The 24,998-nt window shown below is 66.3% G+C and carries 22 protein-coding genes; 18 read left to right on the top strand and 4 right to left on the bottom strand.

The window, feature by feature from the left end:
• Nucleotide 1: 1 nt before the first annotated feature.
• On the top strand, nt 2-2,650 hold the full coding sequence (locus FHW81_RS04970) for a T6SS phospholipase effector Tle1-like catalytic domain-containing protein (RefSeq protein ID WP_076938885.1): 2,649 nt from the start codon (nt 2-4) through the stop codon (nt 2,648-2,650).
• Between the two features lie 38 nt (nt 2,651-2,688).
• Here the strand turns inward: FHW81_RS04970 and FHW81_RS04975 are convergent, their stop codons facing one another.
• Nucleotides 2,689-3,102 carry a hypothetical protein gene (locus tag FHW81_RS04975; protein WP_003091632.1) on the bottom strand — a complete coding sequence of 138 codons (414 nt, stop codon included), beginning with the start codon at nt 3,100-3,102 and terminating at the stop codon, nt 2,689-2,691.
• Nucleotides 3,103-3,181: 79 nt separating this feature from the next.
• Between FHW81_RS04975 and FHW81_RS04980 the strand changes: the two genes are divergently transcribed.
• Entirely contained in the window at nt 3,182-3,685 is a 504-nt protein-coding gene (locus tag FHW81_RS04980) for a cysteine hydrolase family protein (protein ID WP_003143462.1), read from the top strand.
• 3 nt (nt 3,686-3,688) lie between these two features.
• Here FHW81_RS04980 and FHW81_RS04985 read toward each other — a convergent pair whose 3' ends face one another.
• Entirely contained in the window at nt 3,689-4,204 is a 516-nt protein-coding gene (locus tag FHW81_RS04985; RefSeq protein ID WP_003091630.1) for an ankyrin repeat domain-containing protein, read from the bottom strand.
• Between the two features lie 490 nt (nt 4,205-4,694).
• Between FHW81_RS04985 and FHW81_RS04990 the strand changes: the two genes are divergently transcribed.
• The 13 genes from FHW81_RS04990 to FHW81_RS05050 all read left to right on the top strand — a co-directional run bounded on the left by FHW81_RS04990 (nt 4,695) and on the right by FHW81_RS05050 (nt 15,311).
• Entirely contained in the window at nt 4,695-5,816 is a 1,122-nt protein-coding gene (locus FHW81_RS04990; RefSeq protein WP_003104436.1) for a beta-ketoacyl-ACP synthase III, read from the top strand.
• Between the two features lie 2 nt (nt 5,817-5,818).
• Nucleotides 5,819-6,430, top strand: a complete 612-nt coding sequence (locus FHW81_RS04995) for an RNA polymerase sigma factor (RefSeq protein ID WP_004345066.1) — start codon at nt 5,819-5,821, stop codon at nt 6,428-6,430.
• The gene (locus FHW81_RS05000; protein WP_003091627.1) at nt 6,424-6,663 is read left to right on the top strand and encodes an anti-sigma factor family protein; all 240 of its coding nucleotides are present in this window, start codon (nt 6,424-6,426) and stop codon (nt 6,661-6,663) included. The genes FHW81_RS04995 and FHW81_RS05000 overlap by 7 nt, the downstream gene beginning before the upstream one ends.
• A gap of 405 nt (nt 6,664-7,068) precedes the next feature.
• Complete coding sequence (locus tag FHW81_RS05005; RefSeq protein ID WP_003091625.1) at nt 7,069-7,383, top strand: HvfA family oxazolone/thioamide-modified RiPP metallophore; 315 nt, start codon at nt 7,069-7,071, stop codon at nt 7,381-7,383.
• 18 nt (nt 7,384-7,401) lie between these two features.
• Entirely contained in the window at nt 7,402-8,256 is an 855-nt protein-coding gene (locus tag FHW81_RS05010) for an HvfB family MNIO-type RiPP peptide maturase (RefSeq protein WP_003114074.1), read from the top strand.
• A complete protein-coding gene (locus FHW81_RS05015; protein WP_023096521.1) occupies nt 8,253-8,987 on the top strand; it encodes an HvfC family RiPP maturation protein in 735 nt (244 codons plus the stop codon). Before FHW81_RS05010 ends, FHW81_RS05015 begins: the two co-directional genes overlap by 4 nt.
• A gap of 2 nt (nt 8,988-8,989) precedes the next feature.
• Nucleotides 8,990-9,580 carry an HvfX family Cu-binding RiPP maturation protein gene (locus FHW81_RS05020; protein WP_003119673.1) on the top strand — a complete coding sequence of 197 codons (591 nt, stop codon included), beginning with the start codon at nt 8,990-8,992 and terminating at the stop codon, nt 9,578-9,580.
• Nucleotides 9,581-9,826: 246 nt separating this feature from the next.
• Nucleotides 9,827-11,143 (top strand): outer membrane porin OprO, encoded by a 1,317-nt coding sequence (oprO, locus tag FHW81_RS05025; RefSeq protein ID WP_003104423.1) that lies wholly within the window; start codon nt 9,827-9,829, stop codon nt 11,141-11,143.
• Nucleotides 11,144-11,601: 458 nt separating this feature from the next.
• The gene (gene oprP / locus FHW81_RS05030; protein ID WP_003119678.1) at nt 11,602-12,924 is read left to right on the top strand and encodes an outer membrane porin OprP; all 1,323 of its coding nucleotides are present in this window, start codon (nt 11,602-11,604) and stop codon (nt 12,922-12,924) included.
• A gap of 168 nt (nt 12,925-13,092) precedes the next feature.
• A complete protein-coding gene (locus FHW81_RS05035; protein WP_003091621.1) occupies nt 13,093-13,392 on the top strand; it encodes a hypothetical protein in 300 nt (99 codons plus the stop codon).
• A gap of 125 nt (nt 13,393-13,517) precedes the next feature.
• Nucleotides 13,518-14,330, top strand: coding sequence for an SDR family oxidoreductase (locus tag FHW81_RS05040; RefSeq protein ID WP_003091619.1), 813 nt, complete (start codon nt 13,518-13,520; stop codon nt 14,328-14,330).
• A gap of 232 nt (nt 14,331-14,562) precedes the next feature.
• Nucleotides 14,563-14,985 (top strand): hypothetical protein, encoded by a 423-nt coding sequence (locus FHW81_RS05045; protein ID WP_003091617.1) that lies wholly within the window; start codon nt 14,563-14,565, stop codon nt 14,983-14,985.
• On the top strand, nt 14,982-15,311 hold the full coding sequence (locus FHW81_RS05050; RefSeq protein ID WP_003111657.1) for a YnfA family protein: 330 nt from the start codon (nt 14,982-14,984) through the stop codon (nt 15,309-15,311). Before FHW81_RS05045 ends, FHW81_RS05050 begins: the two co-directional genes overlap by 4 nt.
• Before the next feature lie 78 nt (nt 15,312-15,389).
• Here the strand turns inward: FHW81_RS05050 and FHW81_RS05055 are convergent, their stop codons facing one another.
• Nucleotides 15,390-15,677, bottom strand: a complete 288-nt coding sequence (locus FHW81_RS05055; protein WP_003091615.1) for a hypothetical protein — start codon at nt 15,675-15,677, stop codon at nt 15,390-15,392.
• A 166-nt stretch (nt 15,678-15,843) separates the two neighbouring features.
• On the opposite strand from FHW81_RS05055, the gene FHW81_RS05060 reads away from it, so the two are divergent.
• The gene (locus tag FHW81_RS05060; RefSeq protein WP_003091614.1) at nt 15,844-16,227 is read left to right on the top strand and encodes a hypothetical protein; all 384 of its coding nucleotides are present in this window, start codon (nt 15,844-15,846) and stop codon (nt 16,225-16,227) included.
• Nucleotides 16,228-16,295: 68 nt separating this feature from the next.
• The gene (locus FHW81_RS05065) at nt 16,296-20,642 is read left to right on the top strand and encodes a DEAD/DEAH box helicase (protein ID WP_023129597.1); all 4,347 of its coding nucleotides are present in this window, start codon (nt 16,296-16,298) and stop codon (nt 20,640-20,642) included.
• 7 nt (nt 20,643-20,649) lie between these two features.
• Here FHW81_RS05065 and FHW81_RS05070 read toward each other — a convergent pair whose 3' ends face one another.
• Nucleotides 20,650-24,129, bottom strand: coding sequence for a PAS domain-containing hybrid sensor histidine kinase/response regulator (locus FHW81_RS05070; protein WP_411311278.1), 3,480 nt, complete (start codon nt 24,127-24,129; stop codon nt 20,650-20,652).
• Between the two features lie 265 nt (nt 24,130-24,394).
• Between FHW81_RS05070 and FHW81_RS05075 the strand changes: the two genes are divergently transcribed.
• Nucleotides 24,395-24,982 carry a GNAT family N-acetyltransferase gene (locus tag FHW81_RS05075; protein ID WP_003119682.1) on the top strand — a complete coding sequence of 196 codons (588 nt, stop codon included), beginning with the start codon at nt 24,395-24,397 and terminating at the stop codon, nt 24,980-24,982.
• Nucleotides 24,983-24,998: the final 16 nt, after the last annotated feature.

Genomic DNA, 24,998 nt, shown 5'->3' on the forward strand with positions numbered 1-24,998 from the left:
GATGCCTAATTTTGGATTTCATATAGCACCCACCCATCCTGTGGCAGGGCGCCTGATTTATGATTCTAAAAAATTATCAGAAAATATATTAAAGCAGCAGAGCGATGAACGGGTTTTTTCAAGGGCGCAAGAGCAAAAAAGGCTTTCTGAAGGTGACGTAGTCGGTGGTGCGCCTTGCTGTAAAGCTATCCATATTACACTTGGTTTTGATGGGACTAATAATAACGATAAGGCTGATGGTTCATCGGTTTCTCCATCTTGCAGTAATGTCGCTAGGCTAATTCATGCAAGTATTGGGAGCGGCGATGATATAAACAGTAGGGGGATTTTTAAGTACTATTGCCCAGGTGTGGGTACGGTGTTTCCGGATATTAAAGAATTTACGCCTTCAAACATGGGATTAATTGGTGCTGAGGGAGGCGAAAATCGAATAAACTGGGGGCTGGTTCAGTTAGTTGATGCTCTTTTCTATACTTTATTAAAAAGTAGGCTTAAACTAAATGAGGTTCAGGACCTAGTAGAAGAAATGTCCACTAACTGGACCGTCAGTACGCTCACTGGTGGTTTATTGGAAAACGGCGAGAAAAAACGCCGAGCTGCCTTGGAGCCAAAACTCAAGGAACTGGAAGAAAAGCTTCGACAGCGTCAGAACTCTGGACAGAAACCGCATATCCTGGCCATGCGCTTGTATGTCTACGGATTCTCCCGTGGGGCGGCAGAAGCACGAGCCTTTGCCAACTGGCTGCAGGAGCTAACCCGGGTCAGCGATGCCGATGGTCGGGTGGAATATCGCTTTGCCGGTCTGCCGATCTCGATCGAGTTCCTCGGCCTTTTCGATACCGTGGCGGCAGTTGGGCTGGCGGATAGTGCGCCGTTCGCTGCCGGGCATATGGATTGGGCCGATGACACCATGCGCCTGCCCGATGAGGCCCTCTCCCAGTGCCTGCCGACCATCCTGCCGGAAGACTGTTCTTTTCTGAAACGTTGCGTGCATCTGGTTTCCTGTCATGAGCAGCGTGCCAGTTTTCCACTCGATTCGATCCGCCGTCGTGACATGGATGCCAACGGACGTCGGACGGGGCCCTCCTGCTACCGGAAGTGGACGGTGGAATATGCTTATCCTGGTGTTCACTCGGATGTTGGTGGCGGTTATGGCGTCGGCAACCAGGGGAAAGCTGTGGGAGGTTCGGAATTTCTACTATCCCAGATAGCGTTGCAGCATATGTATGCGGAGGCTTTCGAGGCAGGTGCTCCTTTGCAAGTTCCAGCACCTGCCGTCCATCCAGACTTTCATGAAGAGTGGCGGGTAATGGTGCCCAAGATTGAAGCGGAGTTCAGCGTCTCCGAAGAACTCGCCACCCGTTTCAACGCCTGGCAGGCCCAGGCCAAGGCCGGCCCCCTGGAAGAGGTGATCCGTCGCGAGACCGCGTTGATCACCGCCTGGCGCATCGACCGCTATGCCGGCGGGCTGCGCAACAAGGCGTTCTTCGCCAATGTCCCGCCGGACATGCCGGAAGCCCAGCAGAAGGCCTGGGAGGCCCTGCACAAGCGGCGTAGCCGGGAGTACGCGGCCGCCCAGCAGGGCAAGCCGCTCCCGCCGATGAGCGCCGCCGAACAGGCGGAGTGGGATCGCAACGTGGCGCTGATCGGCGGCGAGGACAAACTGCGCGACCTGCGGGTGGAGAAGCAGTTCGATCCGCCGCTGGACCAGCGCCAACTACTCGGCGCCGCCGCCGAGTTCGCCCATGACTACAAGGGCGACTGGGGCGTGCTCGACGACGGCATGACGGTGGGCGGAGTGATCGACCTGCTGCTCGGCGGCACCGTATTCCTGATCAACGAGGAAGACGAAGCCGAGGAATACAGCCAGATCCACCGCGACGGCAGCGCGCGCTACCACCAGTTGTTCAGCGCTCCCGACCGGGTGGCGCCGGGCCAGGAAAAGCTGGTGGCGCTGTTCGACGAACAGGTGCACGACTCCCGCGCCTGGTTCATGAACACTTCGGCGATAGGCCCGCGAGAACCCTTCACCGACTACTTCCGCTATCGCCTGGTGCATTTCGACAACGAGTCGAACAAGCGGCTCTCGGTGCTGGCCACCGCCGGGCGGGTGGTGGGCGTCGGGGTGATGCTGGCCAGCGTCGGCCTCAGCGTCAAGCGCCGCGATCCGCGGATGCTGCTCGGGCTGTTCCTGCCATCGCTGGCGCGTCCGCTGCTGAGCGGCAAGGTCGGCCTGCCGGAGATCAGCGCCTTCGACCCGCTGACCGGGATCGCCTTGCCGATGGTCGGCGGGGCGGCGCTGGACAACCTGCGGGCCTTCACCTGCGAGCCTGGCGACAAGGTCGAGCAGATCGGCCAGTTGCCGCCACCGCCGCCGCTGGCGGTCGCGGCGGTGCAATCGCCCGCATTGCAGCAGGTGCTGCTGGCTCAGCAGACCGTGGAGGCGCTCAACGCGCGCGACCTGGGCAGCCTGGCCGGGCTGGTGGCCAAGGCCGAACTCACCCAGGCGCCCGCGGCGGCGACGCCGGCCTGGCTCGCCGAGGCGAAGCAGGCCTTGCAGGACATGGGTACGGAGCAGGCGCAACCGCCGGACCCCGGCTCGGCGCCGGGCTGGCTGCAGCGCGGCAAGGACCTGATGGAATCGCTTTGAACCTCGACCGGCGAACGCGGCCGACCTGTCGCCCCGGATCATTCGGCGCGGATGTCGAACCCGCTGCTGGCCTCGCTGACGATACGGAAGCGCGCGTTGCCGTCCGCGGCGATCCGGGTTCTCAGCTCGCGGTTCAGCAGGCCCTTGCCGCAGAGAGTGTCGTCCTGGGTATCGATGCCGATACCGACCACATGCTCGCCCGCCGGCACCTGGAAGCTGGCTTCCTCGCCGACGCCGATGCGCGCGGCGACCTGGCGGTCGATAAGGAACGCCACGTAGCAGCCGCCGCCCAGGTAGCCATAGTCGCGGTGGACTTCCAGCCGGCCGCCACCGCTCACCGGTTGCTGGTAGCCGAGCAGGCGTTCGGCGGGGATCGCCCGGGTCTTCTCGGCGGGAACCGAGGAACAGCCGGCCAGGAGGAAAAGGATCGCTACGGCGTACATCGGGCGCATGAAGGCTCTCCGTCGAAAGGTTCCCTCAGGCTAGCCCAGTTTCGCTGGAGCGCGGAGCGACGGGGCGGAGTGGGCTAGAATGCCTGGCCTGTTGTTCCGGAGCCGACTACCGATGCGCCAGGCCCTGCTGATCGTCGACGTGCAACCCTGTTTCGCCCCGCCGGACTGGCTGCTGGAAGGCATCGGCCAACTGCTCGGGCGGATGCCCTCGGTGGCCAGCGTCGAGCGCCATGACGAATCCCGTACGCCGTTCCAGCGCCAGCTCGGCTGGCGACCGCCGCTCGACGATGCCTGCCTGGTGGCGGCCGACCGGGTCTTCGTCAAGCATGGCTACCTGCCGACGGCGGAACTCGTCGACCATCTGCGTGCGCTGCGAGCGGAACGGGTGCTGGTATGCGGCATCCAGGCCGACACCTGCGTGCTCGCCGCCGGCTTCGCCCTGTTCGACGCCGGCCTGCAACCGACCCTGATCGGCGACCTGGTGCTCGGCTCCTCGCTGGATCGCTCGGGGGAGCTGGGTGTGCGCCTGTGGAAGCATCATTTCGGCCAGGTCGTCAGCCTGGCCGAGGTGCTGGCGGATTGAGGCTCAGTGGGGCCGGCTGAGCAGCGCGACCGTGGCCTCGGCATTCATCATCCGCGCTGCCGCCAGCGGCGTCAGCCCGGCGGCGTCCTGGGCGTCACGACGGGCGCCGTGGGCCAGCAGGCTGGCGGCGACCTCGGCCTGGTTGAACATGGCCGCCATCATCAGTGCGGTCTTGCCGTCGGCCGAGGCGCCCTCGACGTCGGCGCCGCCGGCGAGGAGCAGTTCGACCATCGCCAGGTCGCCCTTGAACGCAGCGCCGGCCAGCGGTGTCTGCCCGGCCAGGTTGCGCAGGTCCGGGTCGGCCTTGTAGGCCAGCAGCAGGCGTACCGTGTCGGCGTGGCCATGGTAGCTGGCCAGCATCAGCAGGCTGTCGCCCTTGTGGTTGCGCAGGTTTGGCGGCAGGCCCTGTTGCAGCAGTTGCTCGAGGCGCTGGCTGTTGCCCTGGCGGGCCAGGTCGAACAACTGGTGGACGAACTCCTGGGTTTCCATATCCAGTTCTGGACGAGGGCTATCGGTCATGGGGCTGCTTCCTTGTGAATACCGGGTTTGCCGAATGATAGGCGGCCTTGCCGAGGTGGGCTGTTGAGCATTGCCTATTGGGCGGGTTGGCAAATTCAATCGATGGTTGGGGTGGGAAGGTGCCAGCCTGCTGTGACCGGAAGCCGGCCTGGTTGCGTCGTCTTTACAGTTCGATACGGATATCGGTGGCGAAAACGGGGAAAATAAACCGATCGTGCGCCTATCGGCTGTGCCCGGCGCGCACTCTGGAATATCCTTGGCGCCTTCGATACCACTGAGCGGTGCGCGCGCTTGCCGAAGCGAGGCGGTGGCACACTGCGCAATGGCCGACCTTGCCCGGGCCCTGTACGAAAGCGCGTCGCCAACGTCTTTTCGTAGAGCGCCCGGCATCGCCGCGAGCGAACCCGTTTCCGGTGCCGGCCCCAGGCGGGCACCGCTATGCCTAATCGGCCCCGTTCGACGGCGGCCCAGCGAGAGAAGAGGAACAACTGTGCATAAAGCCGTCATCAGCGGAACCGGTCTTTATACTCCGCCCTACAGCATCTCCAACGATGAGCTGGTGGAGAGCTTCAATACCTTCGTGCGCCAGTACAACGACCAGCACGCCGAGGCCATCGCCAAGGGCGAACTGGAGGCGCTGGCCGAGTCCAGCTCGGCGTTCATCGAGAAGGCGTCCGGCATCAAGAGCCGCTTCGTGATGAACAAGGAAGGCATCCTCGACCCGCAGCGCATGGTTCCGTACCTTCCCGAGCGCAGCAACGACGAGTGGTCGATCCTCTGCGAGATGGCCGTGGCCGCCGCCAGGGAGGCGCTGCAGCGTGCCGGCCGCAGCGCCGCCGACATCGACGGGGTGATCGTCGCCTGCTCCAACCTGCAGCGCGCCTACCCGGCGATCGCGGTGGAGGTGCAGGCCGCGCTGGGCATCCAGGGCTACGGCTACGACATGAACGTGGCCTGCTCCTCGGCCACCTTCGGTATCCAGGCCGCCACCACCGCGATCCAGACCGGCCAGGCGCGGGCGATCCTGATGGTCAACCCGGAGATCTGCACCGGCCACCTGAACTTCCGCGACCGCGACAGCCACTTCATCTTCGGCGACGCCTGCACCGCGGTGATCGTCGAGCGCGCCGACCTGGCCGTGTCGAAGCACCAGTTCGACATCGTCAGCACCAGGCTGCTGACCCAGTTCTCCAACAACATCCGCAACAACTTCGGCTTCCTCAACCGCGCCGACGAGAGCGGTATCGGCAAGCGCGACAAGCTGTTCGTCCAGGAAGGCCGCAAGGTGTTCAAGGATGTCTGCCCGATGGTCGCCGAGCTGATCGGCGAGCACCTGGCGGCCAATGAAATCCAGGTCGCCGAGGTCAAGCGCTTCTGGCTGCACCAGGCCAACCTGAACATGAACCTGCTGATCACCCGCAAGCTGCTCGGCCGCGACGCCGAGGCGCACGAGGCGCCGGTGATCCTCGACAGCTACGCGAATACCAGTTCCGCCGGCTCGGTGATCGCCCTGCACAAGCACCAGGACGACCTGCCCAGCGGCGCCATCGGGGTGCTCAGCTCGTTCGGCGCCGGTTACTCGATCGGTAGCGTGATCCTGCGTAAACACTGATCGTGGCGGCGCCTACCGACGCCGAGCTGCTGCCGCGCCTGCTGGCCGGCGAGCAGCGAGCCTTCCGCGAGCTGGTTGGCGCCTACCAGGGCGCCATGCGGGCCGTGGCCTGGGCGATCATCGGCAGATCGCATACCGAGGAAGTGGTGCAGGACGCCTGGCTCGCGGCGGTTCGCGGGCTGGACGGGTTCCAGGGGCGTTCGAGCCTGAAGACCTGGCTGCTGACCATTACCGCCAATACCGCCAAGAGCCGCTTGCGCCAGGTTCGCCGGGAAGTTTTCCTCGACGACCTGCCGGGGCCCCATGGTACGGTGGATGACCAGCGCTTTGCCGCCGACGGTCACTGGAGCCAGCCGCCGCACGCCTGGCACGAGGATTCGCCGGAAGCCCTGCTCGCCGCGGGCGAACTGCGCGATTGCCTGGACAAGACCCTCAACGGTCTGTCCGAGCTGCAGCGCAGCGTGCTGACCCTGCGCGAACGCCAGGGCTTGGAGCTGGAGGAAATCCGTGATCTCCTGGATATCACGCTTTCCAATGTCCGGGTGCTGCTGCATCGCGCCCGCCTGAAGGTCTTCGCCACCCTGGAGCATTTCGAGGAGACCGGCCAATGCTGAGTTGCAAGGAACTGGTCGCCCGGTCCAGCGACTTTCTCGATGGGCAACTGGACTTCCGCGGACAACTGGCGGTGCGCAGCCACCTGCTCATGTGCCGGCATTGCCGGCGCTTCATCCGCCAGATGCGCCTGACCCAGGCGACCGTGCGCCATCTGCCGGAGGGGCAGGGGCCGGAACTCGACCGTCTGGCCGCGCATCTCTCCGAATTGCGCAAGGACGCCGCGCGGCGCTGAGCCGGGGTATCCTCGACACCAAGCCGCCGCCCGCGATTCGTGGGCGGCGGCTTTTTCGTTTCCGCTATCTGGCGTGGGCGAACCGAACCCGGCCTGGCGTGGGCGGCTCTCTCTTCCGCGTGACGAGGTCGAGGAGTGTGGCTGGGCATGGCGGATATCGCTGCGCGATATGCGCCCTACGGAGGGGCGGCAATCCGTTTCGCTGGGCGAGCATCCGAAGTCGAGGAGAACGCCTGGGACCTGGCGAATATCGCCGACCGATATTTCTCCAGCAGGGGCAATCCCTGAGTTCAGGCAAAGGGACGGGAAATTTTTTTCGACTCCGCTGTAACGCCGCCGGGGGTGCTCCGTCCATTGGAGCGAGGACGCCATACCGGCGCCCGCTACCAACTTCAGGAGTTACCCATGAAAAAGATTTCCCTCGCTTCTTCCGTCGTCGGCGCTGCTCTGCTCGGCGTAGCCAGTGTCGGCGCGCATGCCGCGCAGAATCCCTTCGCCGTGCAGGAGCTGAGCAGCGGCTACAGCGTGGCTGCCGCCGAGAAGGCCAAGGAAGGTTCCTGCGGCGAGGCCAAGTGCGGTGCCGACAAGGGCAAGCGCGAAGCCTCCAAGGCAGGTCATGAAGGCAGCTGCGGTGCGGATCGCAAGGCCAAGGAAGGTTCCTGCGGTGGCGAGAAGAAGGCCGGCGAAGGCAACTGCGGCGCCGACAAGAAGAAGTCGTAAGGCCTGAGGAGACGGACCATGCAACGGGAATTCGTCAGCGGCGCCGGGCTAGGCCTGCGTCGCGCGCTGCTGGAGCCGCTCGGCGCCGGCGATGGGGTCCGGGTCGACTTCCTCGAGGTCGCTCCGGAGAACTGGATCGGCATCGGCGGCCGTCTCGGCCGCCAGTTCCGCGAGCTGACCGAGCGCCTGCCGTTCCTCTGCCATGGTCTGTCTCTCAACCTCGGTGGCTACGCCCCGCTGGACATGTCGTTGCTGCGCGCGATCAAGGGTTTCATCGAGCAGCATGACATCCGTGCCTACAGCGAGCACCTGTCGGCCTGCGCCGACGACGGCCAGCTCTACGACCTGATGCCGCTACCGTTCAGCGACGAATCGGTGCGCCGGGTCGCCGAACGGGTCCGGGTCGTACAGGACGTCCTCGAGCGGCCGTTGATCGTCGAGAACGTCTCGGCGTATGCGCGCTTGCCGGGCGAGCTGGAAGAGGTCGATTTCGTCCGCGCGGTACTGGAGGAAGCCGATTGCCAATTGCTGCTGGACGTCAACAACGTCTACGTCAACGCCTGCAACTTCGGTTTCGACGCCCACGCCTACATCGCCGCGATGCCCAGCCGGAGGATCGCCTACCTGCACATGGCCGGGCACGACGAGCAGGGCGCCAGCCTGAAGATCGACACCCATGGCGCGCCGGTCTGCGATCCGGTCTGGGAACTGCTGGCACATGCCTATGCCTGCCATGGCGAACGCCCGACGCTGCTGGAGCGCGATTTCAACCTCCCGCCACTGAGCGAGCTGTATGCCGAAACCGATCGCATCCGCGAGCTGCAGCGGCGCAGCGGTGAAGCGCAACTGCGCAGCCTGGGGTACGGCACATGAACCACACGACCTTGCAACGGCGTTTCGCCGCACGTATCCGCGATCCGCAGCAGGCCTTGCCGCCCGGCATCGCGACGGAGCGCATGGCGATCTACGAGGAACTGTTCTTCAACAACCTGGACGGTTTCATCAGCAGCGGTTTCCCGGTCCTGCGCCAGTTGTTCGACGAGCCGCGCTGGCATCGCCTGGTGCGTGCCTTCATGCGCGAGCATCGCTGCCGCACACCGTACTTCAGGCAATTGGGCGAGGAGTTCATCGGCTGGCTGCAGGACGGCTACCGCGCGGAGGAGGGCGATCCGCCCTTCCTGCTGGAGCTGGCTCACTACGAGTGGGTCGAGCTGGCCCTGTCGCTGGCCGAGGCGCCTGTCGAGACGCTGCCGCAGGCCTGGTCGTGGTCGCCACTGGCCTGGCCGCTGGCCTATCGCTGGCCGGTCCATCGCCTGGGGCCGAGCCATCGGCCGATGGAGCCGCCGGCCGAGCCGACCTGCCTGCTGGTCTGGCGCGATCCGGCGGAGCGGGTGCGCTTCCTGCACCTGTCGCCATTCGCCTATCGCCTCGCGCAGCGCCTGAGCGAGGAGGGCGAGGCGCCGGTGGCGCTGCTGCCGTTGTTGCGCGAGTTGGCCGGAAGCTGCGGCCTGAGCGCCGACGTGGAGTATTTCGAAAATGCCTTCGCCTTGCTGGAGGACTGGCACGCCCAGGGCATCCTCATGGGCGAGGGCGCTCTGGAGTGATGATGAAGACTGTCTTCCTGCGTTTACAGCATGCCCTCGACGTCACCCGTCGAGCGGATTTCCTCGCCCCGCTGGCGCTGCGCCTGTACCTGGCGCCGGTGTTCTGGATGGCCGGCTGCCAGAAGCTGGCGGACATGCCGGCCACCATCGAGTGGTTCGGCAATCCCGACTGGGGACTCGGCCTGCCGTTTCCCGAACTGCTGGCCTGGCTCGCCGCGCTGAGCGAGGCCGGTGGCGCCGTGCTGCTGTTGTGCGGCCTGGCCGTGCGCTGGATCAGCCTGCCGCTGATGGTGACCATGCTGGTAGCGATCTTCGCCGTGCACTGGCCGAACGGCTGGCAGGCGATCGCCGATCCGTCCGCGCCGTTCGCCAACGCCCAGGTGCTGGAGGCTGGCGAGAAGCTGGCGCGAGCCCGGGAAATCCTGCGCGAATACGGCAACTACGACTGGCTGACGTCGAGCGGAAGCTTCGCCATCGTCAACAACGGCATCGAGTTCGCCGCGACCTACCTGGTGATGTTGCTCGCGCTGTTCTTCGGCGGCGCCGGCAAGTGGCTTTCTGCTGACTTCTGGATTGCGCAAAAATTGCGCTGAGATTTCTACCCATATCGAATAACCCGAAAGGCCCGTAGTAGAGGGCTTTTCGCGTTATTCGCATTGGAGATAAAAAGTTCCTCTGTAATGAAACATTTATCTCCATGCAATTTGGCTGCAATCTGCCATCGCCAAGATTCCCCCCAACACAAAGGGGCCGCCTTACGGCCAGCGCGGAACAAGGGGCGCGCTGTAGCCAGGCACTCGCGTGTTGCCAATGCACACACCATTAAGGGGAAATCTTCGATGATCCGTAAGCACTCGCTCGGCTTCGTTGCCAGCGCTCTGGCTCTGGCCGTATCTGCCCAGGCGTTCGCCGGCACCGTGACCACCGACGGCGCCGATATCGTGATCAAGACCAAGGGTGGCCTCGAAGTCGCCACCACCGACAAGGAATTCAGCTTCAAGCTGGGCGGTCGCCTGCAGGCCGACTACAGCCGTTTCGACGGTTTCTATACCAAGAATGGCAACACCGCCGATGCCGCCTACTTCCGCCGCGCCTTCATCGAACTCGGCGGCACCGCGTACAAGGACTGGAAATACCAGATCAACTTCGACCTGTCGCACAACACCGGCAGCTCCGACAACGGCTATTTCGACGAAGCTTCGGTCACCTACACCGGCTTCAACCCGGTCAACCTGAAGTTCGGTCGCTTCGACCCCGACTTCGGCCTGGAAAAGGCCACCAGCTCCAAGTGGGTGACCGCTCCCGAGCGTAACGCCGCCTACGAACTGGCCGACTGGATCAACACCCACCAGGACGGCATGGGCGCCCAGGTCAACTCGACCCTCGCCGACATGGCCTACCTGTCCGCCGGCGTATCCGCCAAGGACGCCGACGACAGCGACGGCGACAGCGTCAAGCAGTTCAACTTCCGCGGCGTGTTCGCGCCGATGCACGAAGCCGGCAATGTTCTCCATGTCGGCGTGAACTATGCCTACCGCGACCTCGACGACACCGCCTTCGACTCGCGCATCCGTCCGCGCCTGGGCATGCGCGGCATCGCCACCAGCGGCGGCAACGACGCCGGCGACAACGGCAACCGCGCGACCTTCGGCGGTGTCTCCAACTCGCCGGCCGGTTCCTACAAGGACGATAGCGTCTGGGGCCTGGAAGGCGCCTGGGCAATGGGCCCGTTCTCGGCCCAGGCCGAATACCTGGCACGCAAGCTGAAGGCCGATGACAACGCCTACAAGGACATCAAGGCCAAGGGTTACTACGCGCAACTGGCCTACACCCTGACCGGCGAGTCCCGCCAGTACAAGCTGGAAGGTGCCAAGTTCGACTCCGTCAAGCCGGAAAACAAGGAAATCGGCGCCTGGGAAGTGTTCTACCGCTACGACAACATCAAGGTGGAAGACGACAACGTGGTCGCCGATACCGCCACTCGCGAAGTCGGCGACACCAAGGCCAAGGCCCACAACCTGGGCGTGAACTGGTACGTCAACGATGCGGTGAAGATCAGCGCGGCCTACGTCAAGGCGAAGACCGACAAGATCACCAACAACAATGGCGACGATGACGGCGACGGCTTCGTGACCCGTTTGCAGTACGTGTTCTAAGAAGCGACAACGATCTGCTCCTGTTTTCGGCCTCGCTCCGGCGAGGTCTTTTTAATCGCTTCCTTACCCGGTTGTGGCGATGTTGGCAGCCTGCAACCGGGTCTTTCTTTCGTTACAGGTCCACCCGCAGGTACTGGCAGGAATATCCGAAAGCCAGACGGTTATCGGCAGAAACTCTTGATTTTCATTGCAGTCATGCAATCTTCGCAAGGTTGCCGCAATATATGAAATAAACTGTTACATCTGTCGCCCGGACCTGATGCCTCTAGGCCTGCGCCCTTATCCGACGGCCTCATCCAGGCGCTATCCGGCTGCCTGTCACAAAAGCTTTCGCGCTTTGCAGTCTCGCTGTCACAACCCATCCAGATGATCCCCCTCCAGCAGCGCCGGCCGGCGACAGAACCGGCCGTTTCCGCGCTGCTCAAGACCATTCGAAATCCGAACAGGGGACTTACCTGATGATTCGCAGACACTCGTGCAAAGGGGTGGGGAGCAGTGTTGCCTGGAGTTTGCTGGGCCTGGCGATTTCCGCGCAGAGCCTGGCCGGGACCGTGACCACCGACGGTGCCGACATCGTGATCAAGACCAAGGGCGGCCTCGAAGTCGCCACCACCGACAAGGAATTCAGCTTCAAGCTCGGCGGCCGCCTGCAGGCCGACTACGGCCGCTTCGACGGCTACTACACGAACAACGGCAATACCGCCGATGCCGCCTACTTCCGCCGCGCCTACCTGGAGTTCGGCGGCACCGCCTACCGGGACTGGAAGTACCAGATCAACTACGACCTGTCGCGCAACGTCGGCAACGACAGCGCCGGCTACTTTGACGAAGCTTCGGTCACCTATACCGGCTTCAACCCGGTCAACCTGAAGTTCGGCCGCTTCTACACCGACTTCGGCCTGGAAAAGGCCACCAGCTCCAAATGGGTCACCGCGCTGGAGCGCAACCTCACCTACGACATCGCCGACTGGGTCAACGACAACGTCGGTACCGGTATCCAGGCCAGCTCGGTGGTGGGCGGCATGGCTTTCCTCTCGGGCAGCGTGTTCAGCGAGAACAACAACGATACCGACGGCGACAGCGTCAAGCGCTACAACCTGCGCGGCGTGTTCGCGCCGCTGCACGAGCCGGGCAACGTGGTGCACCTGGGCCTGCAATACGCCTATCGCGACCTGGAGGACAGCGCGGTGGATACCCGGATCCGCCCGCGCATGGGCATGCGCGGCGTCTCCACCAATGGCGGCAACGATGCCGGCAGCAATGGCAACCGCGGTCTGTTCGGCGGCAGTTCGGCAGTCGAGGGGCTGTGGAAGGACGACTCGGTCTGGGGCCTGGAAGGCGCCTGGGCGCTAGGTGCCTTCTCGGCCCAGGCCGAGTACCTGCGGCGCACGGTCAAGGCCGAGCGCGACCGCGAGGATCTCAAGGCCTCCGGCTATTACGCGCAACTGGCCTACACCCTCACCGGCGAGCCGCGCCTCTACAAGCTGGACGGCGCCAAGTTCGACACCATCAAGCCGGAGAACAAGGAAATCGGCGCCTGGGAGCTGTTCTACCGCTACGACTCGATCAAGGTCGAGGATGACAACATCGTCGTCGACAGCGCCACCCGCGAGGTCGGCGACGCCAAGGGCAAGACCCATACCCTGGGCGTCAACTGGTACGCCAACGAGGCGGTGAAGGTTTCCGCCAACTACGTCAAGGCGAAGACCGACAAGATCAGCAATGCCAACGGCGACGATAGCGGCGATGGCCTGGTGATGCGCCTGCAGTACGTGTTCTGAGGCGGTCGGGCCCCGTCCGGCGGGCGGGGCTCGTTTCCGCAGGATGTTACCCGCGTCATGAAATTGCCTGGTGGATGTCCGGGCGGGCCGCCCAGCTTGACCCAGGGCACAGATCGCATGGCGGCATCTGGCTATGCTGGTCCCTCGGAAACGCTCTGGGAGGGACTGATGATCGGCTGGGGACGTGCCTGTATTGGCGTCGGGGGGCTGCTGTTGCTGGGCCAGTTGCTGGGGGGCGCCCTGCTGCTCGCGGACGACGGCGAAGCGACGCTGGCGGTCGAACACTTCTGGCAATTCGTCTTCCTGATCCCGGCGATCCTGGTGGCACTGGGAATGTTCGTCCTGCAGCATCACGTGGGTTCCTTCGCCCAGTTGTACCGCCGGCGTCTCGATGGCGCCTCCTACCTGCTGGTTTCCTGCGGCATCGCCCTGGTCCTGGGCAAGCTCTGCGTCCTGCTGCTCGCCTGAGCCCCTCGCGCGGCCCGGCATGTCCGGGTTTGCCCGAGGCATTCAGCTTCCTGATTTAGCCGGAGGGCGCTGAAACCCTTGGTTACACTGGCCTTCATCACACGAACAGGAAGGCAGGACCCCCTATGCAAAACCGCATGATGATCACCGGTGCCGGCTCCGGGCTGGGGCGCGAAATCGCCCTGCGCTGGGCGCGTGACGGCTGGCGCCTGGCGCTGGCCGACGTCAACGAGGCCGGCCTGGCGGAAAGCCTGAAACTGGTGCGCGAGGCGGGTGGCGATGGCTTCACCCAGCGTTGCGACGTACGCGACTACAGTCAACTGACCGCGCTGGCGCAGAGCTGCGAGGAGAAGTTCGGCGGCATCGACGTCATCGTCAACAACGCCGGGGTGGCCTCCGGCGGCTTCTTCGGCGAGTTGTCCCTGGAGGACTGGGACTGGCAGATCGCGATCAACCTGATGGGCGTGGTCAAGGGCTGCAAGGCCTTCCTGCCGTTGCTGGAGCGAAGCAAGGGCAAGATCGTCAACATCGCCTCGATGGCGGCGTTGATGCAGGGCCCGGCGATGAGCAACTACAACGTGGCCAAGGCCGGGGTGGTGGCGCTTTCGGAAAGCCTGCTGGTAGAGCTGGCGCTGGTCGAGGTCGGCGTCCATGTGGTCTGTCCTTCGTTCTTCCAGACCAACCTGCTGGACTCTTTCCGCGGCCCGAGCCCCGAGATGAAGCACCAGGTCGGCAAGTTGCTGGAGAGTTCGCCGATCAGCGCCGCCGACATCGCCGACTACATCCACGCCGAAGTGGCCAAGGGCAGTTTCCTGATCCTGCCCCACGAGCAGGCGCGGATGGCCTGGAGGATCAAGCAGCAGAATCCCCAGGCGATCTATGACGAGATGACCGCGATGGCCGGCAAGATGCAGGCCAAGCGTCAGCGCCAGGCCTGAGTGGAAATGGCTGCAGGCCAGCAGGGGCGCGGCTTTGCACCATTGCGGTGCGGCGCAGATAGTGCTTGCCCAAGGCGGTGCGATCGAGTAGCTTGAGTCACCGGCCTGCCTGCCGAAGTACGTTGGACCCCACAAGAAGCCTCGCTCATTTGCGAGGCTTTTTGCTTTTCCGCCCTCGCGCCCTGTGCTAGAAGGCTGCCTCTGCGAGTCCGTTCTGTTCTGGAGTACCCCTGTGGAGTCTGAATCCATCGTCTATGGCTGCATCCGCGACTGGCCGGGCGATTCGATGGAGCGGCGCATGCGTCGTGCCGCCAACCGCCGCGTGCTGGACAGCCTGCCGGGCGGCGAGGCCTGGCCGTTCCTCGGACGCGAGATGTTCAGCCGCTGCGAGCAGTCCGGGGCCGGGCTCTACCAGACCCAGATCATCCACTTCGGTGCCAGCTACCAGGCCATCGAATACGAGTGGAGCCTGTGGGTCGAGCAGTTCGAGGCGTTGCTCAGGCGCCTCTACTGGGCCAGCGCGGTGGTCCACCTGGAGACCGAAGTGAACGGCAGCCATACCTTTCGCTGGGAGTCCGAGCGTGGCTTCCATACCCCCCAGGAGAGCGACCTGCAGGTCCGCTGCGCCTGGGAGCGGGAGGGCGGGCGGCGGTGATCAACTACTTCTGGTTCGTCCTCGCGGCGTTCTGCGAGATCGCCGGCTGCTACGCTTTCTATCTCTGGCTGCGGCTGGGCAAGAGCGCCCTGTGGGTGCTGCCCGGCCTGCTCAGCCTGACCCTGTTCGCCTTGCTGCTGACCCGCGTGGAGGCCAGCTACGCCGGCCGCGCCTATGCCGCCTATGGCGGCATCTACGTCGCCGCGTCGCTGTTCTGGCTGGCTTTTGTCGAGCGCTCGCGGCCGCTATGGAGCGACTGGCTGGGCGTGGCCTTGTGCGTGGTCGGTGCCAGCGTCGTGCTGTTCGGCCCGCGCCTGTCTCAGTGACTCAGGCGGGGTGGGTGGCGCGCCCGTCACGGGCGCCGGACCCCGCCGTCCCGGGCCGCCGCACCCCGAACCGGCGGATCACTGCGAAGTGTTGCGCTGTACGTCACCTTTTTCCTGATCCAGTTCCTTGAGCATCTGCGCGTAGGCATCGCAATCGCTCGGCCGGTTTTGTTCCGAGCGGGCTTCCTGGCGCTGGCGCAACTGCTCGTTGAGTTCCCTGGCCCGTTGCGGGTTCTTCTGGGTGATCGAGGCGACCTTGGTGGCGACTTCCTTGCCCATCTTTTCCGCCTCCGCTTCGGAACAGGCGAAGACCGGCGTGGCGACCAGCAAGGCGCAGGCGCTGGCGAGGGCGAAAAGCGGTTTCATGGCGTACTCCTGTGGGGTGGTCCTGAGCGGTGGAGCCCGGTCGAGCCGACAAAGTTCAGCCGCAACGCCGGACGGCGACCGATTCGAACCCTCGCGGCGGGTTGCGGGTCGCACGCATAGAGAGGGTGCGAAGGACCCTCGTTGCTTATGCCGCAGGAGGTATGCCATGACTCACGATTGGGATCTGGTCGAACGGTTGCTGCTGGAGGTCCGGCAGTCCGCCCATGAGAACTTCGCCCCGCGCGCCCATGCCGAACGCCTGGCCGAGGAACGCTCCCAGGCCGGGCAGCGGGTCGGCGACATGGATGCGTTGAAGCAGAAGGCCGCCGACTACGAGGCGATCCTGCTGGAGGGCGGCTTCATCGAGCCGCGTCCGGAAGAGCAGGGCGGCAATGGCGAGAACTTCGTCCTCACGCCGCGCGGCGAGCGCCTGCTCGGCCTGATCGGCGGCGAGACGCCGAAGGCCGCCGAGGCTCGCCGGCTGCTCGAGGAGAACGGCAGCGAAGCGCTGCACGCCGAGCGCTTCGACCGTTTCGTCGCCGGGCTCTGAAACTGCGCCCGACGGGCGATCGGCGGGGCTTGTGAGTCGCCCGCGGCGCCACCATAGTGCGGAGCATGATGCCTATTTCATCCTCTTCCGCCCGCCGCGCCGAGCCGGCTCCGCGGCCCCTGGCGGAGTTCCATCCCGCCGTCCGCCAGTGGTTCGAACGCCACTTCGCCGCGCCCACGCCGGCCCAGGTCGAGGCCTGGCCGGCGATCCGCGAGGGGCTTTCGACCCTGGTCGCCGCGCCCACCGGTTCGGGCAAGACCCTGACCGCCTTCCTCGCCGCCATCGATGCCCTGGTGGTGGAGGGGCTGGCCGCCGGCGGCGAGTTGGCGGATGCTACCCAGGTGGTCTATGTCTCGCCGCTGAAAGCGCTGTCCAACGACATCCGCATCAACCTGGAGCAACCGCTGGCTGGCATCCGCGAGGAACTGGCGCGTCTCGGCCTGCCCGACGTCGATATCCGTAGCGCGGTGCGCACCGGCGATACGCCGCAGGTCGAACGCGGAGCGATGCGCAAGCGCCCGCCGCACATCCTGGTCACCACGCCCGAATCGCTGTACATCCTGCTCGGCTCGGAGTCGGGCCGGCAGATGCTTGCCGGGGTGCGCAGCGTGATCGTCGACGAGATCCATGCCCTGGCCGGCAGCAAGCGCGGCAGCCACCTGGCGCTGTCGCTGGAGCGCCTGCAGGCGCTGTGTCCGCGACCGCTGCTGCGGATCGGGCTGTCCGCCACGCAGAAACCGATCGAGAAGGTCGCGCGCTTCCTCGTCGGCGCCAGCGGCAATCCGCGCGATCCGGCCTGCCGGATCGTCGACATCGGCTATACGCGCCCCCGCGACCTGGGCATCGAGGTACCGCCGGTGGCGCTGGAAGCGGTGATGTCCAACGACACCTGGGAGCTGGTCTACGACCGCCTGGCGCACCTGGCCGGCGAGCACCGCACCACCCTGGTGTTCGTCAACACCCGGCGCATGGCCGAGCGGGTCACCCGCTTCCTCGCCGAACGCCTCGGCAGCCGCCAGGTGGCGGCCCACCACGGCAGCCTGGCCAAGGAGCTGCGCCTGGATGCCGAGCAGCGCCTCAAGGCCGGGCAATTGAAGGTACTGGTGGCGACCGCCTCGCTGGAGCTGGGCATCGATATCGGCGACGTCGAGTTGGTCTGCCAGTTGTCGTCGCCGCGCTCCATCGCCGCCTTCCTGCAACGGGTCGGGCGTTCCGGGCACAGTGTCGGCGGCACCCCCAAGGGCCGGTTGTTCCCGACCTCCCGCGACGACCTGGTGGAATGCGCGGCGCTGCTCGACAGCGTGCGCCGTGGCGAGCTGGACAGCCTGGTGCTGCCACGCCAGCCGCTGGACGTGCTGGCGCAGCAGATCGTCGCCGAAGTGGCCTGCCAGGAGTGGCGCGAGGACGACCTCTATCGCCTGGTGATCCGCGCCGAACCCTACGCCGGGCTGGAGCGCGAGCGCTTCGACGAAGTCCTGCGGATGCTCGCCGAGGGCTACCACTCACGCCTCGGCGTGCGCGGCGCCTATCTCCATCGCGATGCGCTCAACGGCCTGCTCCGTGGCCGCCGTGGCGCGCGGCTGACCGCGCTGACCTCGGGCGGGACCATTCCCGATACCGGCGACTACAGCGTGCTGCTGGAGCCGCAGGGCCTGCTGGTGGGGACGGTCAACGAAGATTTCGCGGTGGAGAGCCTGGCCGGCGATGTGTTCCAGCTGGGCAACACCTCGTACCGGATCATCCGCATCGAGCCGGGACGGGTACGGGTCGAGGACGCCCAGGGCCAGCCGCCGAACATTCCGTTCTGGCTGGGTGAGGCGCCGGGGCGCAGCGACGAGCTGTCGGCCAGCGTGGCGCGCCTGCACGACACCCTCGACGAGCTGCTCGGCGAAGGCCAGGCATTGCCGGAAGGGCAGCGGCTGGAGCCAGCCATCGCCTGGCTCGGCGCCACCCTCGGGCTGGACGATGGCGCCGCGCGGCAGATCGTCGAGTACCTGGCCCGCGCCCGCCAGGCCCTGGGTGGCCTGCCCGGGAGCCGGCGGCTGGTGATGGAACGCTTCTTCGACGAATCCGGCGGCATGCAACTGATCATCCACAGTCCCCACGGCAGCCGCCTCAACCGCGCCTGGGGCCTGGCGCTGCGCAAGCGTTTCTGCCGCAGCTTCAACTTCGAGCTGCAGGCGGCGGCCACCGAGGACGCGATCATCCTCTCGCTGTCCACCAGCCACAGCTTTCCCCTCGACGAGGTCTGGCGCTACCTGCATTCGGCGAGCGCCGAGCACCTGTTGGTACAGGCCGTGCTCGACGCGCCGCTGTTCGGCGTGCGCTGGCGCTGGAACCTGACCACCTCGCTCGGTTTGCCGCGCTATGCCGGCGGTCGCAAGGTGCCGCCGCAACTGCTGCGGATGAAGAGCGAGGATCTGCTGGCCAGCGTGTTCCCCGACCAGGTGGCGTGCCTGGAGAATATCGTCGGCGAGCGCGAGGTGCCCGATCACCCGCTGGTGGCGCAGACCCTCGACGACTGCCTGCACGAGGCGATGGATTGCGAGGGCTGGCTGGCCCTGCTGCGCGACATGGAGAGCGGCGCGGTGGACTTGCTGGCGCGCGACCTGCCGGCGCCTTCGGCGTTGGCGGCGGAGATACTGACCGCGCGTCCCTACGCCTATCTCGACGATGCGCCGCTGGAGGAGCGGCGTACCCAGGCGGTACAGAATCGCCGCTGGAGCGATCCCGAGTCCGCCGACGACCTCGGCGCCCTGGACCTTGAGGCGATCGAGGCGGTGCGTGGCGAGGCCTGGCCGGAAGCGCGCAACGCCGACGAGATGCATGAGGCGCTGAACAGCCTGGGCTTCCTCACCTCGGGCGAGGCCGAGGCCAATCCGGGCTGGGGGGAATGGCTTGCGCAACTGTCGGAGCAACGCCGCGCCGGACGCCTGGACTGCGCAGGCAGCACTCTCTGGCTGGCGGCGGAGCGCCTGCCGGCGATGCGCCTGGTGCATCCCGCGGCGAAGGTGCCCGACGCTTTCCAGGCGCCTCGCGGCTATCCGCCGCCGGACTCGGCGGAAGCGGCGACCGTGGAGCTGACCCGCGCCCGCCTGGGTGGCTTCGGGCCACGCACGGCCGGGCAGTTGGCGGCCGACCTGGGCATCGGCCTGGCCGACCAGCAGTACGCCTTGGCCGCCCTGGAGCGCGAAGGCTATGTGCTGCGTGGCCGCTTCAGTCCTGGCGCGACGGAAGAGGAGTGGTGCGAACGCCATCTGCTGGCGCGCATCCATCGCTATACGGTGAAGCGCCTGCGCCGGGAAATCGAGCCGGTGGAGCGCGCCGATTTCATGCGTTTCCTGTTCGACTGGCAGCGCCTGGCGCCGGGCACCCGTGGCCGGGGTGCGGAGTCCCTGGCTACGGTGGTCGAGCAGCTGGAAGGCTTCCAGGCCGCGGCGGCCGCCTGGGAAAGCGAACTGCTGGCAGCGCGGGTGGCCGACTACGCCAGCCATTGGCTGGACCAGCTGTGCCGTTCCGGACGCATCGTCTGGGCGCGCCTGGCCGGACGCAGCAAGGCCGCCGGCGGTCCGCTGCGCAGCGCGCCGATCGTGCTCCTGCCGCGCCGCGAGCTGGGGCTCTGGAGCGTCCTGCAGCGCGACGCGCCGGAGCCGGAACTGTCGCCGCGCGCGGCCAGGGTACTGGAGGTGCTGCGCGAGCAGGGTGCATCGTTCTTCGACGAACTGAGCCAGGATGCCCACCTGCTGCGCAGCGAGCTGGAGAACGCCCTCGGCGAGCTGGTCTCGGTCGGCCGGGTCAACGCCGACAGCTTCGCCGGGCTGCGCACCCTGCTGATGCCGGCGGACAAGCGCAGCCGCCAGGAGCGCCGCTCGCGCGGCCTGCCGGGCGGCATGCAGGACGCCGGGCGCTGGGCGCCGCTGCGCCGGGCGAAGGCGGAAGAGGCGGGGCAGCGTTTGCCGGCGGAGGTTCTCGAACATGTCGCCCGGACCTTGCTGCGGCGCTATGGGGTGGTCGCCTGGCGCCTGCTGGAGCGCGAGGCCGACTGGCTGCCGCCGTGGCGCGAGTTGCTGCGCGTCTACCATCGCCTGGAAGCGCGCGGCGAGATTCGCGGCGGGCGCTTCATCGCCGGCCTGGCCGGCGAGCAGTTCGCCTTGGCGGAAGCGGTCGGCCTGTTGCGCGAGGTGCGCAAGCGACCGCCGGATGGGGCGATGCTGGTGGTGTCGGCAGTCGATCCGTTGAACCTGGTCGGCGGCCTGCTACCCGGCGAACGGGTGCCGGCGGTGACCGGCAACCGCCTGCTCTATCGAGACGGAGCGCCGCTGGCGGCGCTGGTAGCCGGCAAGGTGCGGATGCTCGCGGAAGTCGACGGCGAGACCGCGCAGCAGATCCGTGCGCTGCTGATCCGCCGTCACTGAGGCCCGCTCAGCGCAGGCTCAGATGGCGGCTGAGCAGGGCCCGCAACGCGGCCGGCTTGACCGGCTTGGACAGGTAGTCGAGGCCGGCGGCGTGGATCTCCGCCACCAGTTCCGGCCGCGCGTCGGCGCTGATCACCACCCCCGGCACCGGCTCGCCCAGGCGCGTGCGCAGCCAGGCCATCAATTGCGTACCGGTCTCGCCGTCGTCGAGGTGATAGTCGATCAACGCCAGTTGCGGGCGCATCTCGCTGTCCAGCAGCGTGGCGCATTCCTCGCGGCTGCGCGCGGTCCAGATCTGGCAGCCCCAGCGGCTGAGCAGGCTGTTCATGCCGGCGAGGATGCTGTCCTCGTTGTCCACGCAGAGCACCTGGGCGCCGTTCAGCGCCTGCGCCGGTTCGGCCTTGTGGCCGTTGGCCAGGGCCGGCGGCGCCTGCCGCGCCAGCGGTACGCGGACGCTGAAGACGCTGCCCTTGCCCGGCCAGGAACGTACTTCCAGCGGATGGCCGAGGACCTTGCAGAGCCGGTCGGCGATCGCCAGGCCGAGACCGAGGCCTTTCTCCGCGCGGGTCTGGTGGCTGTCCAGGCGCTTGAACTCTTCGAAGATGACTTTCTGCTTGTCCGGTGGGATGCCCGGCCCCTGGTCCCAGACCTCCAGGCGCAGGTAGCCGTCCTCGCGGCGCACGCCGAGCAGCACGTGGCCCTTGGCGTAGCGGAAAGCGTTGGTCAGGAAGTTCTGCAGGATGCGCCGCAGCAGCTTGATGTCGCTGTCCACCCGCAGTTGGCTGCCGCGCAGGCGGAAATGCAGGCCCTGTTCCTGGGCCAGCGCCTTGAACTCGACGCCGAGGGCATCGTAGAGGTTGTTCAGCGGGAACGGGTTGCGTTCGGCGCTGACCCGGCCGCTTTCCAGGCGCGAGATGTCCAGCAGGTCGGTGATCAGGTCCTCGGCGGAACGCAGCGACGAGTCGAGGTGCTGCACCAGGTCGCGGACCTCGCCGGGCAGCGCGTCCTGGTGGGCGAGGGCGGCGGAGAACAGCCGCGCGGCGTTCAGCGGCTGCATCAGGTCGTGGCTGACGGCGGCGAGGAAGCGGGTCTTCGACTGGTTGGCGGCCTCGGCGTTGCTCTTCGCCTCGCTGAGTTCCTGGTTCAACTGCGAGAGTTCCTGGGTACGCTCCTGGACCCGCTGTTCCAGCGACTCGTTGGCGCCCTTGAGGCCCTGTTCGGCCTCGCGGTAGGCAGTGATATCGGTGAAGCTCATGACGAAGCCGCCGCCGGGCATCGGGTTGCCGATCAGCTCGATGACCCGGCCGTTGGGGAACAGCCGCTCGGAGGTGTGCGGAGTGCCCTGGCGCATCCAGTACAGGCGCTTGGCCACGTGCATGTCCGGATCGCCGGGCCCGCACAGGCCGCGATCAGCGTTGTAGCGGATGATGTCGGCGATCGGCCGGCCGACGTAGATCAGCCCGTCCGGGTACTCGAACAGCTCCAGGTAGCGGTGGTTCCAGGCCACCAGGCGCAGCGACTGGTCGACCACGCTGATGCCCTGGGTAATGTTCTCGATCGCGCCCTGCAGCAGGGCGCGGTTGAATTGCAGCACCTCGGAGGCTTCGTCGGCGATCCGCACCACGTCCTCCACCTGCATCTCGCGCCCTTCGATGGCGGCCTTCACCACCGCCCGCGCCGAGGACGCGCCGAGGACCCCGGCGAGCAGGCGCTCGGTGTGCGCGATCCACTCGTTGTTGGCGGTCTGGTTCGGGGTGAAGCCCTTGCCCTGGCGGTAGGCGAAGCGGATGAAGCTTTGCCGCGCGCGTTCCTCGCCGACGAAACGCGCGGCGAGCATCAGCAGGTCTTCCACCTGCACCGCGAGCATGAAGCGCGAGTTCTGCCGCTGGGAGATCTCCTGGCCGATGAAGCGGCTGGCCTGCCAGTGCTCGGACACGCGGGTGCGCGAGAGCACCGAGACCAGGCCGAACAGGGCGAAGTTGCCGACCAGCGAGATCAGCACGCCCTGGGTCAGCGGCTCGATCGGCAGGCCGAAGGGATTGCTTGCCAGCCAGGTCAGGCCGGGGATGCGCTCCAGCGGCCAGCCGAGGCCCTTGGCCACCACCGGCAGGACCAGCGTATAGGCCCACAGCAGCGAGCCGGCGGCGAGGCCGGCGAAGACCCCGCGGCGGTTGGCCTGTTTCCAGTACAGCGCGCCGATCATCGCCGGGCCGAGCTGGGCGATGGCGGCGAAGGCGATCTGGCCGATGGTCGCCAGGCTGGCGCTGGAGCCGAGCAGGCGGTAGGCCACGTAGGCGAGCAGCAGGATCACCGCGATGCTCACCCGGCGTACGGTCAGCAGCCAGTGACGGAAGGCCTCGAAGGGCCGTTCGGTGTCCTTTTCCCGGCGTCGCAGCAGCCACGGCAGGAGCATGTCGTTGGAGACCATGGTCGACAGCGCGACGCTGGCGACGATGACCATTCCGGTGGCGGCCGAGGCGCCGCCAATGAATGCCAGCAGGGCCAGCGCCGGGTGCGCCTCGGCCAGCGGCAGGCTGATGACGAAGGAGTCCGGCATTACCCCGGCGGGCAGGTGCAATTGGCCGGCGAGGGCGATCGGCACCACGAACAACGCGGCCAGCACCAGGTAGATGGGGAACACCCAGCGCGCCAGGTTGAGGTCGCGCGGCTCGATGTTCTCCACCACGGTGACGTGGAATTGCCGCGGCAGGCACATGATCGCGGTCATCGCCACGCCGGTCTGCAGCAGCATCGCCGGCCAGTGCACGGTCTCTTCCCAGTAGTCGGCCAACTGCGGCGCGGCGCGGGCCTGGGAGAAGAGATCGGCGAAGCCGTCGTAGAGGCCGAAGGTGACGAAGATGCCCACGGCGAGGAAGGCGGTGAGCTTGACCAGCGACTCGAAGGCGATGGCCAGGACCATGCCGCGGTGGTGTTCGGTGACATCCAGGCTGCGGGTACCGAAGACGATGGTGAACAGCGCCAGCACCAGCGACACGATCAGCGCCGTGTCCTGGGCGCGGGTACCGGTGGAGTCGGCGCCGGAGCCGATCAGCAGGTTCACCCCGAGGACGATGCCTTTCAGTTGCAGGGCGATATAGGGCAGCACGCCGACCATGCAGATCAGCGCCACCACCACCGCCAGCGCCTGCGACTTGCCGTAGCGGGCGGCGATGAAGTCGGCGATGGAGGTGATGTTCTCCTGCTTGCTGATCATGATCATCTTCTGCAGCACCCAGGGCGCGAACAGCATCAGCAACACCGGTCCGAGGTAGATCGGCAGGAACGACCAGAGCTGGTCGGTGGCCTGGCCGACCGCGCCGAAGAAGGTCCAGCTGGTGCAGTACACTGCCAGGGAGAGGCTGTAGACCCAGGCGCGCAGGCGGGGTGAGAGCGGGGTGCGGCGACGGTCGCCATAGAAGGCGATGGCGAACAGGATGGCCATGTAGACCAGGGCGACCACGGCGATCAGCCCGATGGACAGCGACATGCGAACTCCGATGATGTCCCCGCGTGAAGCTGGCGTGAGGCGGGGGTCTTGCTTTCGCGCCAGTTTCGCACTTGTCGGCCCGCGCGTCAGGCCGCCTGCGACCAAGGTCGCACGCATGCTTGAGCCGGACGCGCGGAGTTGGTAGCGTGCCGGGCTGCGTGAGCGCGGACGGCCCCGGCGGCCGGCTGTCCGTTCATCGTAGCCGGTTTCGGCTGCGGCACTAAACGCGGCCGCTACGCTCTGATGGGAGCGGAGTTTTGCGTCGATGTCGAGGAGGGCGCCCATGTTCAAGCCGCTACCGATCACCCTGCAGCGCGGAGCCTTGCGTCTCGAGCCGCTGGTGGAAGCGGACATTCCCGAGCTGGTGAGCCTCGCCGAAGCCAACCGCGAGGCGCTGCAGTACATGGACGGACCGACGCGGCCGGACTGGTACCGCCAGAGCCTCGCCGAGCAGCGCGAGGGCAGGGCGTTGCCGCTCGCCGTCCGCCTCGGTGTGCAACTGGTCGGGACCACGCGCTTCGCCGAGTTCCTTCCCGCCTTGCCGGCCTGCGAGATCGGCTGGACCTGGCTCGACCAGGCCCAGCACGGCAGCGGCCTGAACCGCATGATCAAGTACCTGATGCTCAAGCATGCCTTCGACAACCTGCGCATGGTCCGCGTGCAGCTCAGCACGGCGGCGAGCAACCTGCGCGCCCAGGGCGCCATCGACAAGCTCGGCGCGCAGCGCGAGGGCGTGCTGCGCAACCACCGGCGGCTGGCCGGCGGGCGGCTAGACGACACCTTCGTCTACAGCATCACCGACCACGAATGGCCGCAGGTCAAGGCGGCGCTGGAAGCCAGCTTCACCGGCTGAAGCCGGTTCCGTCGCT

The organism is Pseudomonas sp. RC10-4-2, from assembly GCF_050433085.1.
In the GTDB taxonomy this organism is placed as follows: Bacteria; Pseudomonadota; Gammaproteobacteria; order Pseudomonadales; family Pseudomonadaceae; genus Pseudomonas; species Pseudomonas aeruginosa.